Here is a 14,211-nt window from a genome sequence, read left to right as displayed (position 1 = left end):
ACCCACGATGCCCAAGGCCAATCCACGCCATCCGAAATTTCCCATTCCCGGCGGGCCGGAGCTGCGTGCCAAGGGTTGGCGGCAGGAGGCACTGCTGCGGCTGCTCGAAAACGTGCTCTCCGTTGGCGAGGATCCTGAAAACCTGATCGTTTATGCCGCGCTCGGCAAGGCGGCCCGCAACTGGTCAGCGCATAAAGGCATCGTCAAGGCGCTGACCGAGATGGAAGAGGACCAGACGCTGCTCATCCAGTCGGGCAAGCCAATCGGGCTCGTTCGAACGCATGCAAAGGCGCCGCTCGTCATCATGGCGAACTGCAACATTGTCGGGCAATGGGCAAAGGCCGAGGTGTTCTACGAGTTGCAGCGCAAAGGGCTGATCTGCTGGGGCGGGCTGACGGCCGGCGCCTGGCAATATATCGGCAGCCAGGGCGTCATCCAGGGCACTTACGAGATCTTCATGCGCATCGCCGAGCGGCGCTTCGGCGGTGATCTCGCCGGCCGGTTCGTGCTGACGGCCGGCCTCGGCGGCATGGGCGGGGCGCAGCCGCTCGCCGGCCGCATGGCGGGGGCGGCGATCCTGTGTGTCGACATCGATCCGGAGCGCGCCCGCAAACGCCAGCAGATCGGTTATCTCCAGGAAATCGCCCCCGATCTCGACACCGCGCTTCAGATGATCGATACGGCGGTGAAGGAGGAGCGGGCGCTGTCCGTCGGGCTCGTGGGCAATGCGGCTGAGGTGTATCCTGAGATCGCAAGGCGCGGCATCGTGCCCGACATCGTCACCGATCAGACATCGGCGCATGACCTCGTCTACGGCTACGTGCCGAAGGGCATGAATCTCGACCAGGTGCGGGGCTTGCGCGACGACGGCCAGGGCCAGTTGATGGCGGCCAGCCGCGCCTCGATCGTCGAGCACGTCACGGCGATGCTGGAGTTTCAGAAGAAGGGCTCCGAAGTCTTCGACAACGGCAACCTCATCCGCACGCAAGCCAAGGAAGGCGGCGTCGCCAATGCCTTCGACATTCCGATCTTCACCGAAGCCTATCTGAGGCCGTTGTTTGCCCGGGCGATCGGCCCGTTCCGCTGGATGGCCCTGTCGGGCGAGGAGAGCGACATCGCTCGCATCGACGACCTGCTGCTCGACATGTTTCCCGACAACAAGATCATCACCAACTGGATTCGGCTGGCGCGCGAGCACGTACCCTTCGAGGGGCTGCCGGCGCGTATCGCCTGGCTCGGCCATGGCGAACGCACGGCACTCGCCCGGCGGGTCAATGCGCTGGTGGCGAGCGGTGAACTCAAAGGCCCCGTCGCGTTCTCCCGCGACCATCTCGATGCCGGCGCCATGGCGCATCCCAATATCATGACCGAGCGGATGAAGGACGGCTCCGACGCGATCGCCGACTGGCCGCTGATCGATGCGATGATGCTCTGCTCGTCGATGGCCGATCTCGTCGTCGTCCATTCCGGCGGCGGCGGATATGCCGGCTACATGACAAGCTGCGGCGTCACCGTCATCGCCGACGGCACCGATGCCGCCGACGAACGGCTCGACCATGCGCTGACCAACGATACGGCACTCGGCGTCATGCGGTATGCCGATGCGGGTTACGAGGAAGCGGTTGACGAGGTGGCGAAGAAGGACGTGCCGTATATCCGGCTTGGTTGACGCGGGGAAGAATAGCTCCCCGCACTAAAGATGCCGCGTTTCCTCTGGTGAGGCGTCGTAGCAATCGTGGAGACCATCGACGAAGGCGATCGGAGCTTCGATCAATTCGTCGGGGCTCGCATCATCCAGGCAATTGACCGAAACAGCGTAGAAGGTGCCGATCTTCTCGTTTTCGCCCCAGGCATAGGAACTGATGCCGCAGGTCTTGCAGAAGAGATGATGCAGTTTGCGGGAGGCGAACTGGTATTCGCCGATATTGTCGGCGCCGCCGGTGAGATGGAAGTCCTCAGGTGCTGCGACGGCGAGCCAGTTCCGCTTCTTTCTGCAGATCGAACAGTTGCAGCGAAAGGTACCTGCCGAGAGATCGAGGCTCGCCTCGTAGGTGACGGCGCCGCAGTGGCAGCTTCCGTGATAGATCTTCTTCATTACATGCTCCCTTTGGCTTGCGCCTCGGCATAGGCGGCAACTTTCTCCAGCGCCTCGACCCAGCCCTCCGATTGCAGCTTGAATTCAGTATCACTCGGCAGTTCGAGCTTGCGGAAGACGAGGCGCGTGCCTTCGCCCCTTTCCTCCAATTCGATGGTCACGTGCATCTCGTGCCCGGGCTTTCCATCTTCATTTTCCCAGGCGAAGGTGAAGACCAGCCGTTCGGGCGGACTGATCTCGAGATAGGTGCCCCGGCTCCAATATTCCTTGCCGTCGCGACCGAGAATACAGTGCCGCCAGGCGCCGCCTTCACGCAGATCGACGGAGACGGAGGGGGCCGAACAATTATGCGGCCCCCACCAGTGGAGCAGGTGCTTCGGCTCCGTCCAGAGGCTGAAGACGAGATCGCGCGGGGCGTCGATATCCCGGACGAGCAGGATCTCGCGGCTCAGGCCGGCAGCTTTTGCTTCACTCGTCACGTTCATTGACATTCCTCCTTTGTTTCAGGCTTGCTGCGTAGGATTCCAGCTTGTCGAGGCTTTCGCTCCAGAAGCGCCGATAGGTCTCCAGCCAGTCGTCGAGCTCCTTCAGAGGCATCGCCTCCAATCGGCAGCGGCGCCATTGCGCTTCCCTGCCCTTCGAGATCAGGCCGGCGCTTTCAAGCACCTTCAGATGTTTCGACACGGCGACCAGCGACATATCGAAGGGTTCAGCGAGTTCCGAGACCGAGGCTTCGCCCAAAACCAAACGCGCCATGATCGCCCGGCGGGTCGGGTCGGCAAGCGCTGAAAAGGTCCGGCCGAGTACATCAGCTTGCATTTTATTAACCTACAAGTTAATTAACTTATAGGTTAATTAATGGACACGTAATCGTCCGTCAAGCGGCTATGTTGAAAATTCTCGAACGCGGTCAGACGATAGGATTGGAGATTTCGACGAGATTGCCGTCGGGGTCCCTGATGTAGACGGAGCGCAAGCGCCCGGTCGCACCGGTGCGCTCGGCCGGTCCGGCTTCTATCGGGACGCCGGAGGCCCTGAGATGAGCGATGATTTCGTTTAGAGGCGTCACTGCAATGAAGCAGAGATCGCCGGAACCCGGTATCGGATGTTTCGCCTTGGGATCGAACTCGTGGCCAGCCTGGTGCAGGTTGATCTTCTGCCTGCCGAATTTCAGCGCTTTGCGGCCTTCTGCAAAAGTTTCGACCGACATGCCGAGGATGCCGGAATAGAAATCGCAGGTGATCGCGATATCGGCGACGGTCAGTACGAGATGGTCGAGGCGGTCTATGCGGATCATGTTTTTCTCCTCGCGAGGTGCTGGGCAGTCAGGCGGAAGCGAAGGGCAGCGCCAGCATGGCAAGGGTAAAGATAACGACGGCGGCCCAGCCTTCAACCGCGAAGAACCAGCCGCCAGCGAACCCACGAGGTTGGAGCCGCCCCGCCATTTGTCGAGGAGCGGGCGACCGTGGCATCTCGCCAGCCGGTCACCGAGAACCTGATGAGCCTGCTGGTTAACCCGCCGGATCCCAATAGGGCGGATCGCCGAAGCTCTTCCTAAGATGATCGGCGATGGCGCGGAGCTTGGCGGAGGGATTTCGGCCCTCGGGATGGGCCATATAGATGAATTCGGCCTCCGGCTTGTGTCCGACATCGATTTCGGCAAGCCGTCCCTCGCGGATGGCCGGGCCGGCGATGAAGGCGGGCAGCAACGCGATGCCGAGGCCGGCAATGGCGGCGTCGCGGAGCATGTCGCCATTGTTGATGCCGAGCGCCAGTTTCGCGCGGACGACGATTGCGCCCTCCGGCGTCTGGAAACGCCAGTCGGCAACGCCGCGATTGGTGTAGAAGATGCCACGGTGGTTGTTGAGATCAGCAAGCGATGAAGGCACTCTCTCGCGCGCCAGATAATCCGGCGAGGCGCAGAGAAGACGGCGGCTGCGCGTGAGTTTCCAGGCAACCAGTCTGCTGTCGGCGATCGGACCGTTGCGGATGATGGCGTCGTAGCCATCCGAAGCCGCATCGACCCGCCGGTCGTCGATATCGAGGGTCAGTTCGATCTCGGGATGTTCGGCAAGGAAGGGATAAAGCGCCGGACCGAGATGCATCCGGCCGAAGGTGACGGGAGCAGCAATGCGGATCGGCCCGGACAGCGTTCCGCGCCGCTCGGCCATATCGGCTGCGGCCTCGCCGATCTCGCGCACGATGCGCGTGGCGCGCTCCAGGAAGACCGCGCCATCCTCGGTCAAAGTGAGCTTGCGGGTCGTTCGGTGCAACAGGAGGCCACCGAGCGACTTCTCCAGCTCCGCCAGCCTTTCGCTGACGACGGATTTGGACAGCCGCAGCCGCCGGGCCGCCTCGCTGACCGAGCCTGCCTCGACCACAGCGACGAAAGCCGCAATACCCTCGATCCTGATCATCGTTCGGTTTTTCCGAATTCGAGTTCTCCAATTTGGAGACTAATCCGAACGAAAGGAAAATGCCATCTTCCCTTCATCGAAAGGGACGGCAAGGGCCGCCTCACCTCAAACGCAGGAGATGGAACCATGAACCGCTTGAACAATAAGGTCGCGATCGTTACCGGCGCAAGCTCCGGCATCGGCCGCGCTACGGCAAAGCTCTTCGCCGCCGAAGGCGCGAAGGTCGTCGTCGGCGCCCGCCGCCAGGCCGAACTCGACAGCCTCGTCGCGGAGATCAAGGCAGAGGGCGGAGATGCGGTTGCCGTTGCCGGCGACGTTCGCTCGGAAAATTATCATAAGGCGCTGGTCGCCGCTGCCGTAACGAATTACGGCAAACTCGACATCGCCTTCAACAATGCCGGCACGCTCGGCGAAGCCGGCCCGAGCACCGCCGTTTCGGAAGCAGGCTTCAGCGATGCGCTGGCGATCAATCTCACCGCCTCCTTCCTCGCCGCCAAGCACCAGATTGCTGCCATGGTCGAAAATGGCGGCGGCTCGGTGATCTTCACCTCGACCTTCGTCGGCTACAGCTTCGCCTTCCCGGGCGTTGCCGCCTATGCCGCCAGCAAAGCCGGCCTGATCGGCCTGACGCAGGCGCTTGCCGCCGAATTCGGCCAACAGGGCGTGCGCGTCAATGCCATCCTTCCGGGGGCCGTCGATACCGATATGTATCGGGACATGAACGATACGGCTGAAAAGCAGTCCTTCGTCACCAACCTGCATGCGCTGAAACGTGTCGCAGCCCCCGAGGAGCTTGCCCGCTCGGTCCTCTATCTCGCCTCCGACGATGCGAGCTTCGTCACCGGCACCGCTTCGCTGGTTGATGGCGGCGCCTCGATCACCCGCACCTGACGAAAGCCAGGCGCGATGACCCGCTCGGATTGATTGCCATTCCTCGATTCGCCGGATTGTCGCGCCGCTTTTTCTGCAACATTCTCCAATTGAGCCACCACGGGCCGCGGCCCATCCCATTGAAGGAACTCACATGTCACGTCTTCAGTACAAGACAGCCCTCATCACCGGCGGCACCAGCGGCATCGGCATCGAAACTGCCCGCCAGTTCATCGCCGAAGGCGCACGTGTCGTCGTTACCGGCAGCAGCGCCGCAAGCGTCGAAGCCGCCCGTAGCGAACTTGGCGATAAAGCGATCGTCATCCAGGCCGATGCCGGCAATGCGGCCGGCCAGAAGGCCGTTGCCGATACAGTGAAGGAAGCTTTCGGTTCGCTCGACATCCTTTTCGTCAATGCCGGTGTCGCCGAATTCGGGCCGCTGGAACAGTGGAGCGAAACCGCCTTCGACAGGTCGGTTGATATCAACGTCAAGGGGCCATTTTTCCTGATCCAGTCGCTGCTGCCGATCTTTTCGAAACAGGCCGCGATCGTGCTCAACACGTCAATCAACGCCCATATCGGCATGCCGAACTCCAGCGTCTATTCACTGACGAAGGGTGCGTTGCTGACGCTTGCCAAGACGCTGTCGGGCGAACTCATCGGCCGCGGCATCCGCGTCAACGCCGTCAGCCCAGGTCCGATCGCCACGCCGCTCTACAGCAAGCTCGGAGCGTCGGAAGCAGATTCCAAGGCGATGACCGCGCAGATCCAGTCCCAGATTCCCGTCGGCCGCTTCGGGAGCCCCAGCGAAGTCGCAAAGACGATCGTCTTCCTCGCCTCCGATGAGGCGGCTTATATCGTCGGCAGCGAACTCATCATCGACGGTGGGATGAGCAACCTCTGAGCCCAGGAAAATGACGGTTGATGACATGAACGGGGCGGCACCCGCCGGCTACGGCCGATGGGTGTCGTTCCCGCGATTGCATGTTCTCCGCCAAAGGCTTAGGGTCAGGGCCGGTCAATAAGGCGACGGGTAGAAAAGCCATGGCTCTCAGCGGCAAACGCATCCTCCTCATCATCTCCGGCGGCATCGCCGCCTATAAGAGCCTGGATCTGATCCGCCGGCTGCGCGAGCGCGGCGCGAGCGTCCGCCCTGTGATGACCAAGGGCGCGCAGGAATTCGTCACGCCGCTTGCCGTCGGTGCGCTGGCGGCGGACCATGTCTTTCTCGATCTGTTTTCCCGCCAAGACGAACAGGATGTCGGCCATATCAGGCTGGCGCGCGATTGCGACCTCGTGCTGATTGCCCCTGCCACCGCCGACCTGATGGCGAAGATGGCGAACGGGATCGCCGACGATCTCGCCTCGACCGTGCTTTTGGCGACGGAGAGGCCGGTGCTTGCGGCGCCGGCGATGAACCCGGCCATGTGGGCGCATCCGGCGACCCGGCGCAACGCGGCAACGCTCAAGCTTGACGGCGTGCGCTTCATCGGGCCGATGGCCGGCGAAATGGCGGAAAGCCGGGAGGCTGGGCTCGGCCGGATGGCGGAGCCGCTCGAAATCGTCGCGGCCGCCGAAGCACTGCTCGACGATGGAGAAAAACCGCTGAAGGGGCGAAAGGCGATCGTCACCTCAGGACCGACACATGAGCCGATCGATCCGGTGCGCTATATCGCCAACCGCTCTTCCGGCCGGCAGGGGCATGCAATCGCCGCGGCGCTTGCAAAGCTCGGGGCAGAGGTGACGCTGGTATCGGGACCGGTGACAATCGCCGATCCGATTGGGGTCACCGTCATCCACGTTGAACGGGCCGAGGAAATGCGGGATGCCGTGCTCGCGGCGCTGCCGGCCGACATCGCGGTGATGGTCGCGGCGGTAGCGGACTGGCGCGTCGCCTCGGCCGCCGACCAGAAGCTGAAGAAACATCCGGGCGAATCCATTCCGACGCTGGCGCTGACCGAAAATCCGGACATCCTGAAAACCGTCGGCCATCACACGATGCGGCCCAAACTGGTGATCGGCTTTGCCGCCGAGACGCAGGACGTGGAAAGCAATGCGAGGGCAAAACTCGAGCGGAAGGGCGCCGACATGATCGTCGCCAACGACGTCTCTCCGGCGACCGGCATCATGGGCGGCAGCCGCAACAGCGTCAAACTCGTCCGCCACGACGGCGTCGAGCAATGGCCTGACCTGGCGAAGGAAGAGGTTGCCGAAAGGCTCGCGGCGCTGATCGCCAGGCGGCTCCGCTAATCGCGAGCGGGCTCAGGCCAGAATAGCTACGCGTTGCGGTTTGGCGGCAGTCCGCTTCTCCGGCCGGAAGTCCGCGACGTCAATGCCATCTTTGCCGATGGTGACGGCACTGCCGTCCGGAATTTCAGCCCAGGCATCACCATCGTCATTCAAAGGCTCGGACACGAGGCAATAGCCGGCGCCGACAGGCGAGGCATAGAGCGTCGGTGCTTTGCGGTCGGTGGCATAGCGGATCGCATAAAGCGTGTTGCCGTCGGAGAAGGCGGCAGTAAAACGCAGCAGGATCGAGCCGATGACGCTTTCCGCCAGATCCTCGACAACACCGACCATGTCAGCCATCGCTGCTACCGGCGCCTCGCGCAGGCCAAATTGCAGCGCCAGCAGGAACATCAGCTCGGAATCGGTCGTGCCGCCGCGGGCATTGAACAGTTCGTCGTCGAGCATCGCCTCCATCGGCCGGCGCAAGCGCTCGAAACCGGAGATCTGGCCGTTGTGCATGAAGGACCAGATGCCGTGGGTGAAGGGATGGCAGTTGTCGCGCCGGGTGCCGCCGCCTGTGGCAGCGCGGACATGGGCGAGGAAGAGCGGCGAACGGATCTGGCGCGCCAGGCTCTTCAGATTGCAATCCGACCAGGCCGGCAGGATATCGCGGTAGCGGCCGGGCTCGGGCCTGTCGCCATACCAGGCGATGCCGAAGCCATCGCCATTCGTCGCCGTCTTGGCGCGGGTGGCGCAATGGGACTGCTCGATCAGGGAATGGGCGGGCGAAGACACCAACTCCTCGAGATAGAGAGGATCTCCGCGATAGGCTGCCCAGCGACACATGGCTTTCTTGCTCCGGAACCCGCCGCCGCATCGGCGGGCATGCTGTAAATTGTCGAACAACGCGGCTAATAACAGCTTAACGTTCGGACGGTTTGCAAGCGCAATATGACGATTTCTTAACGACCGGCCTCTTCAAATTCGGCGAAACGCTGTGTTCTTTTGTGAACACTGCGTTGCCCGCGCCACGGACTTCGCGCCCGGCGACCCGACGGCTATAGTCGAGCTCAAGTTGAACCCTTTGAGAGGACGCCATGTCGATCCGCCCCGTCAAGCATGAGAGTATCGCCACACCGACCATGGAAGGCGCCGGCGTCAAGCTGCACCGCGTCTTCGGCTTCGGCGATCCTGCGATGACCGATCCCTTCCTAATGATGGACGATTTCCGCAACGACAATCCGGCGGAATATATCCGCGGCTTTCCCTGGCATCCGCATCGCGGCATCGAGACGATCACCTATGTGCTCGCCGGCACCGTCGAGCACGGCGACAGCCTCGGCAATCAGGGCCTGCTCGGCGCCGGCGACATCCAGTGGATGACGGCCGGCAGCGGCATCATGCATCAGGAAATGCCGAAGGGCGATTTCGCCGGCCGCATGCACGGCTTCCAGCTCTGGGCAAACCTGCCCTCCTCGCTGAAAATGACGGCGCCGCGCTATCAGGACGTTAAATCCTCCGACATTCCTGTCGTCGTCGATGATGACGGCACGGCTGTGCGCGTCATCTGCGGCGATTTCTGGGGCAAGGCCGGTCCCGTGGACGGCGTCGCCGCCGAGCCGATCTATCTCGACGTTTCGGTGCCGCCCGGCAGAAAGAAGCGCCTGCCGGTCGATACCTATCGCAACGCCTTCGCCTATATCTTCGCCGGCTCCGGCACCTTCCGCGATGCATCGAAACCTTTCGGCGTGCGCGTCGAGAAGGAAGTCGACGGTGAAGAGCTGAACATCCGCGACATGTCCGGCAACCGCACGCTCGTGGTCTTCGACAGCGGCGATGAAGTGACGGTGCAGGCCGGCGATCAGGGCATTCGTTTCCTGCTTGTTTCGGGCAAGCCGATCGAGGAGCCGGTCGCCTGGCACGGCCCGATCGTGATGAACTCCCGTGAGGAAATCATGCAGGCGATGCGCGAGTTGCAGAACGGCACATTTATCAAGGCGGCGCATTGAGCGCATTTCTTCTTGCATCTCAGAAGAATCAGCCTACCTTCGGGCTATCAGCAACAGAACGAAAGGAAGGTGATCCAATGTCTAATGAGATTTCGGACCTCGTAACGGGCATGGGAGAGGTGATGAAAGCGAGGCAGCCCTCGCACTAATCCCCGCCTTCCTGGGGCTGCATAGACAGTCCAGGCCAGTTTGAGGCCAAACTCATGGAAAGGGTCGCTGAGGCGGCCCTTTTTTATTGGCCGGAATTCTCTTGTCCGAATTTAGCTTGACGGAATTTCGAAATCTCAATACTCATAAAGTCATCAGATGACTTTATGAGTATTGAGATGCGAGCGCTCAGCAAGACCAATCTCGCGGATGAGGCGATCGTGGCAATCCGCAGCGACATTCTCGGCAAACGCTGGGCGGTCGGCGAGAAATTGCCGAATGAAGCCTCGCTATCGGCCATGCTCTCCGTCAGCCGCGGCACGGTGCGCGAGGCGGTGCGGGTTCTGGTTTCCCAGGGTTATCTCGAGACGCGACAGGGTTCGGGAACCTATGTCCGCTCCACCAGCGATGCCGGCCGGCCGCTGACGATGGCGCGGCGCGCCAGTCTGCGCGACCAGTTCGAGGCTCGCCTGGCGCTCGACGTCGAGGCAGCCCGGCTGACGGCGATCCGCAAGACGCCGGAAACGGTTGCCGGGCTTCGCAGGCTGCTTGCCGAACGCGGCAATTACGATGGCGGCAACCAGGCCGCCTTCATCGAGCGCGACCTTGCCTTCCACAAGGCTGTTATCGCCGCTTCGGGCAACCAGGCGATGATCGAGATCTATGATTTCTTCTCGGCCTCGATTGCCGACACCATTGCCGCGACGCTCGGCAAGGATATTCCGGAACCCGATATGCAGGCGCATGCCGATATCGTCGACGCCATCGAAACCGGCGATCCCGACAAGGCGGATGCTGCGGTGCGCCGCTTCATGGCGCCGGTTCTTGCCGCGCTCGACCGGATGATCCTGTCATGAACACGCCCTCGAACAATGCCGCCAGCATGCTCGAGGCGGCCGATGAATTGCTTGTCGACGCCGAGGCCGGCAGCCTTCCGCCGCCGCAGGCAACGCCGGTCAGGGGAACTGCGGATCGTTTCCTGCTCGGCGCGAGCCTGGTGCTGATCGCCTTCAACCTGCGCCCTGTCTTCTCAAGCGCCTCGGCGCTCCTGCCGGAAATCCGCGCCGAACTCGGCCTGAGTGCTCTTGGCGCCAGCCTGCTGACGACGCTTCCGGTCGTCTGCCTCGGCGCCTTCTCGCCGCTTGCGCCTCGTCTTGCCCAGCGCCTCGGCACTGAGCGCACGTTGCTTTGCGTTCTCCTGCTTCTCTCACTCGGCACTGCGTTGCGCGGACTGTCCTCCGTGCCGCTGCTCTTCATCGGCACGGCGCTTGCCGGCGCCTGCATCGCCATCGCCAACGTGCTACTCCCGGGGCTGGTGAAACGGGACTTTCCCACGCGTGCCGCGCTGATGACCGGCTTCTACACGATGGCGCTCTGCGCGGGTGCGGCAAGTGCGGCCGGGCTGACGCTACCGATCGAACATGCGCTCGGCGGTTCTCTGGCGGGCGCGCTTGCCATCTGGGCGCTTCCCGCGCTGATCGTCAGCCTGCTCTGGCTGCCGCAGGTTCTTCGCAGCCGTAGCCAGGCAAGACGAAACGGTTTCCACGTCAAAGGCCTCTGGCGGGATCGGCTTGCCTGGCAGGTCACGCTGTTCATGGGACTGCAATCCGCCCTTGCCTATTGCGTCTTCGGCTGGCTTGTTCCGATCCTGCGCGAACGCGGGCTCGACGGCGTCACCGCCGGGGCGATCGTTTCGCTCTCGGTGATGGTGCAGGCCGCATCCTGTCTCATCGTGCCGCATATCGCCGTGCGCGGCCGCGACCAGCGGCTGATCAATGCCAGCCTCTGCGGCATCGCCGTCATCGCCCTGCTCGGCCTGCTCTTCGCGCCGCTTTCGACGGTCTGGCTGTGGGCGGTGCTGCAGGGCATCGGCCAGGGCGGGCTGATCGCCGCGGCCATGACGACGATCGTGCTGCGCTCGCGCGATCCCGATGTCGCCGCCCACCTTTCCGGCATGGCGCAATGCGTCGGCTACCTCCTTGCCGCCATCGGCCCGCTCGTCGTCGGCCTCATCAGGGGCTGGACCGGAAGTTTTTCCTGGTGCGCCGTCCTCTTCGTGGCACTCGGGCTCGGAGCGGCGATCAATGGCTGGAGGGCCGGCCGGGCGGTCGAGATCAATGTCCACGCCATTGAGAAGGCCGGCTGAGCCGTCTCGCTTGTTCGCCCGTTCACCGCCCATCACCTTCTCTTGATGCCTGTCGCCAGCCGCGGATGCTACGCTATCTCAGCCTCTCATTCCCGACCGCCGGAGGAGACATCTTGCGCATAAGAACCCTGTTTCTGCTTACCGTACTTGCAGTAATGTTCGCCCCTGCCCTTTCCATGGCACAGGAAAGCAGCGCACCCGGGGTGACTGTTGGGAGCAGCACGCGCGACGGCGTGCTGAAGCTGCTGCCGGCCGATTCCGTCACCGAGCATGAGCTGATGATCGGCGACCGGAAGATCGCCTATACAGCAACTGCCGGCACGCTTGACCTTTTCGGCCAGGACGGCGCGCAGTCCGGAGCGATCTTCTACACCGCCTATGTCGCCCGGAATGGCGGGGCGAACCGACCTCTGACCTTCGCCTTCAACGGTGGGCCAGGTGCGGCGTCCGCCTTCCTCCATCTCGGGCTAGTAGGACCGAAGGTGCTCGATTTCGGGCCGGAGGGGCGCGACGGAGCCAATGCGAAGCTCGTCGATAACACGCAAAGCTGGCTCGATTTCACCGATCTCGTGCTGATCGATCCGATCGGCACCGGCTGGAGCCGGACGGTGAAGGCCGACGACGCCTCCAACTATTACAACGTCAATGCCGACGCTCAGAGCATTGCCAAGGCGATTGCACTCTATGTCGCTCATAACAACCGCTCCAACTCGCCGAAATATCTTCTCGGTGAAAGTTATGGTGGCTTCCGCGCGGCCAAGGTCGCCTCGGTGCTGCAGGAAAGCCAGGGAATCATCATCGCCGGCGCGGTGATGCTTTCCCCGTTGCTTGAAGGCCAATTGATGTTCGATGCCGACCAGTTCGCTCTCGGCGCGGCACTGGAATTGCCGTCGCTGGCCGCGGCCGAGCTCGACCGGGAGAACGCATTTGACGAACAGAAGCAGAAGCAGGCCGAGGCCTTCGCGCTCGGCGACTATCTCACAACGCTTGCCGGGGCACCGCCGACCGGCGCCGATGCCGACGCCTTCTACAGCAGGATTTCCAGACTGACCGGCATTCCCCAGGATATCATCACCCGCAATCGCGGCTTCCCAGGCAATTCCTTCGTCAAACATGCGGACGCCGGCAAGGGTGAGGTGAGGAGCCCCTACGACGCCTCTTTTGCCTCACCCGATCCCTATCCGGAATCCGATTACGATCGCGGCGACGACGCCATCCTCGACGGCTTCACCCGTGCCTATGGCGGCGCCTTTGCCGACTATGCCCGCAACCAGCTCGGCTTCAAGACGGAGATGACCTATACGCTGCTCGAAGGCGATATCAGCCGGCGCTGGGAATGGGGCGGCGGACGCGGCGGCGGATCGCGTTTCCAGGCAAGCGCCACCGACGATATCAGGCAGCTGCTCGCCTCAAACTCTGCTTTCCATCTCTTGATCGCGCATGGCTACAGCGACCTGGTGACGCCCTACAGCGTTAGCCGCTATGTGGTCGACCATCTGCCGCCCTCGCTCGCCGGCGGCCGCGTCAGGCTGGAACTCTATCGCGGCGGGCACATGTTCTATACGAAAGCCGATCAGCGGGCCGCCTTCACGGCGGATGCGAAGGCCTTCTACGCAGCACACCCGGCCGCGCAGCCGGCGGAGTGAGGAAATGCCGATGCATATCACGGGAGGATGCCATTGCGGGGCGATCCGCTATCAGGCGGAAATCGATCCGGAGCGCGTCTCGATCTGCCACTGCACCGATTGCCAGCGATTGACGGGCTCCGCCTATCGCGTCACCGCGCCAGCGCGGCCGGCAAGTTTCAACCTCATTGCCGGCGAGCCGAGAGCCTACACGAAATATGGCGACAGCGGCGGTCTCAGCCGGCAGTTCTTTTGCCCGAATTGCGGATCGCCGCTTTACCGCACGAACGACAGTGGCGGCGCAATCGGCATCCGCCTCGGCGGCATCGACCAGCGGCAGGACCTGACCCCGAAGAAACAGATATGGTGCCGATCGGCCTTGCCTTGGGTAAAGAGTATCGAGTCACTGCCGCGATTCGACGGCGAGGACTAGCGGCACAACGGAGATCAGGAGAGGTTCATGAGAATTAGCGCGCGCAACCGCATCAAGGGCAAAGTCGTCGACGTCGTGAAGGGAGCCACGACGGCTCATATCCGCATCGAAATCGGCAACGGCGCGATCGTCACGGCCTCGATCACCAACGAGGCGGTGGACGAACTCGGCCTTGCGGTGGGTTCGGATGCCTATGCCGTCATCAAGGCTTCCGATGTTATGGTCGCGGTCGATTGAGTA

16 protein-coding genes are annotated in these 14,211 nt (G+C 62.7%); 10 read left to right on the top strand and 6 right to left on the bottom strand.

What is annotated here, in order from left to right; genetic code table 11:
- The first annotated feature begins 7 nt into the window (after positions 1 to 7).
- Positions 8 to 1,669 carry a thiourocanate hydratase gene (locus EFQ99_RS04370; RefSeq protein WP_126919407.1) on the top strand — a complete coding sequence of 554 codons (1,662 nt, stop codon included), beginning with the start codon at positions 8 to 10 and terminating at the stop codon, positions 1,667 to 1,669.
- A gap of 24 nt (positions 1,670 to 1,693) precedes the next feature.
- Here the strand turns inward: EFQ99_RS04370 and EFQ99_RS04365 are convergent, their stop codons facing one another.
- The 5 genes from EFQ99_RS04365 to EFQ99_RS04345 all read right to left on the bottom strand — a co-directional run bounded on the left by EFQ99_RS04365 (position 1,694) and on the right by EFQ99_RS04345 (position 4,512).
- The gene (locus EFQ99_RS04365; RefSeq protein WP_125841936.1) at positions 1,694 to 2,095 is read right to left on the bottom strand and encodes a GFA family protein; all 402 of its coding nucleotides are present in this window, start codon (positions 2,093 to 2,095) and stop codon (positions 1,694 to 1,696) included.
- Positions 2,095 to 2,580 carry an SRPBCC family protein gene (locus EFQ99_RS04360; protein ID WP_126919406.1) on the bottom strand — a complete coding sequence of 162 codons (486 nt, stop codon included), beginning with the start codon at positions 2,578 to 2,580 and terminating at the stop codon, positions 2,095 to 2,097. The genes EFQ99_RS04365 and EFQ99_RS04360 overlap by 1 nt, the downstream gene beginning before the upstream one ends.
- Positions 2,564 to 2,914: an ArsR/SmtB family transcription factor gene (locus EFQ99_RS04355; RefSeq protein WP_126919405.1), complete on the bottom strand. Its 351-nt coding sequence runs from the start codon at positions 2,912 to 2,914 to the stop codon at positions 2,564 to 2,566. Before EFQ99_RS04355 ends, EFQ99_RS04360 begins: the two co-directional genes overlap by 17 nt.
- A 91-nt stretch (positions 2,915 to 3,005) precedes the next feature.
- A complete protein-coding gene (locus EFQ99_RS04350; protein ID WP_126919404.1) occupies positions 3,006 to 3,392 on the bottom strand; it encodes a VOC family protein in 387 nt (128 codons plus the stop codon).
- A 214-nt stretch (positions 3,393 to 3,606) separates the two neighbouring features.
- Positions 3,607 to 4,512 (bottom strand): LysR family transcriptional regulator, encoded by a 906-nt coding sequence (locus EFQ99_RS04345; RefSeq protein ID WP_126919403.1) that lies wholly within the window; start codon positions 4,510 to 4,512, stop codon positions 3,607 to 3,609.
- A gap of 126 nt (positions 4,513 to 4,638) precedes the next feature.
- Here EFQ99_RS04345 and EFQ99_RS04340 point away from each other — a divergent pair, with 126 nt between their 5' ends.
- The 3 genes from EFQ99_RS04340 (at position 4,639) to coaBC (ending at position 7,632) form a co-directional block, all read left to right on the top strand.
- A complete protein-coding gene (locus EFQ99_RS04340; protein WP_126919402.1) occupies positions 4,639 to 5,403 on the top strand; it encodes an SDR family oxidoreductase in 765 nt (254 codons plus the stop codon).
- Between the two features lie 133 nt (positions 5,404 to 5,536).
- Positions 5,537 to 6,286 (top strand): SDR family oxidoreductase, encoded by a 750-nt coding sequence (locus EFQ99_RS04335; RefSeq protein WP_126919401.1) that lies wholly within the window; start codon positions 5,537 to 5,539, stop codon positions 6,284 to 6,286.
- A 140-nt stretch (positions 6,287 to 6,426) separates the two neighbouring features.
- Positions 6,427 to 7,632, top strand: coding sequence for a bifunctional phosphopantothenoylcysteine decarboxylase/phosphopantothenate--cysteine ligase CoaBC (coaBC, locus tag EFQ99_RS04330; protein ID WP_126919400.1), 1,206 nt, complete (start codon positions 6,427 to 6,429; stop codon positions 7,630 to 7,632).
- A gap of 12 nt (positions 7,633 to 7,644) precedes the next feature.
- Here the strand turns inward: coaBC and EFQ99_RS04325 are convergent, their stop codons facing one another.
- Positions 7,645 to 8,457, bottom strand: coding sequence for a class II glutamine amidotransferase (locus EFQ99_RS04325; protein ID WP_126919399.1), 813 nt, complete (start codon positions 8,455 to 8,457; stop codon positions 7,645 to 7,647).
- 251 nt (positions 8,458 to 8,708) lie between these two features.
- Here EFQ99_RS04325 and EFQ99_RS04320 point away from each other — a divergent pair, with 251 nt between their 5' ends.
- From EFQ99_RS04320 to EFQ99_RS04295, 6 genes are all read left to right on the top strand, one after another.
- A complete protein-coding gene (locus EFQ99_RS04320) occupies positions 8,709 to 9,620 on the top strand; it encodes a pirin family protein (RefSeq protein WP_126919398.1) in 912 nt (303 codons plus the stop codon).
- Positions 9,621 to 9,946: 326 nt separating this feature from the next.
- Positions 9,947 to 10,624 carry a FadR/GntR family transcriptional regulator gene (locus tag EFQ99_RS04315; protein ID WP_126919397.1) on the top strand — a complete coding sequence of 226 codons (678 nt, stop codon included), beginning with the start codon at positions 9,947 to 9,949 and terminating at the stop codon, positions 10,622 to 10,624.
- Positions 10,621 to 11,913: a CynX/NimT family MFS transporter gene (locus EFQ99_RS04310; RefSeq protein ID WP_126919396.1), complete on the top strand. Its 1,293-nt coding sequence runs from the start codon at positions 10,621 to 10,623 to the stop codon at positions 11,911 to 11,913. Before EFQ99_RS04315 ends, EFQ99_RS04310 begins: the two co-directional genes overlap by 4 nt.
- Positions 11,914 to 12,026: 113 nt before the next feature.
- Entirely contained in the window at positions 12,027 to 13,559 is a 1,533-nt protein-coding gene (locus tag EFQ99_RS04305) for a S10 family peptidase (RefSeq protein WP_126919395.1), read from the top strand.
- 10 nt (positions 13,560 to 13,569) lie between these two features.
- Positions 13,570 to 13,971 carry a GFA family protein gene (locus EFQ99_RS04300; protein ID WP_126919394.1) on the top strand — a complete coding sequence of 134 codons (402 nt, stop codon included), beginning with the start codon at positions 13,570 to 13,572 and terminating at the stop codon, positions 13,969 to 13,971.
- Positions 13,972 to 13,998: 27 nt separating this feature from the next.
- Positions 13,999 to 14,208: a TOBE domain-containing protein gene (locus EFQ99_RS04295; RefSeq protein WP_126919393.1), complete on the top strand. Its 210-nt coding sequence runs from the start codon at positions 13,999 to 14,001 to the stop codon at positions 14,206 to 14,208.
- Positions 14,209 to 14,211 lie beyond the last annotated feature (3 nt).

Source organism: Rhizobium vallis (assembly GCF_003985155.1).
Taxonomy (GTDB): domain Bacteria; phylum Pseudomonadota; class Alphaproteobacteria; order Rhizobiales; family Rhizobiaceae; genus Rhizobium; species Rhizobium vallis.
The sequence above is the reverse complement of the archived record's forward strand: the minus strand, read 5'-3'. Positions and strand labels throughout refer to the sequence as shown.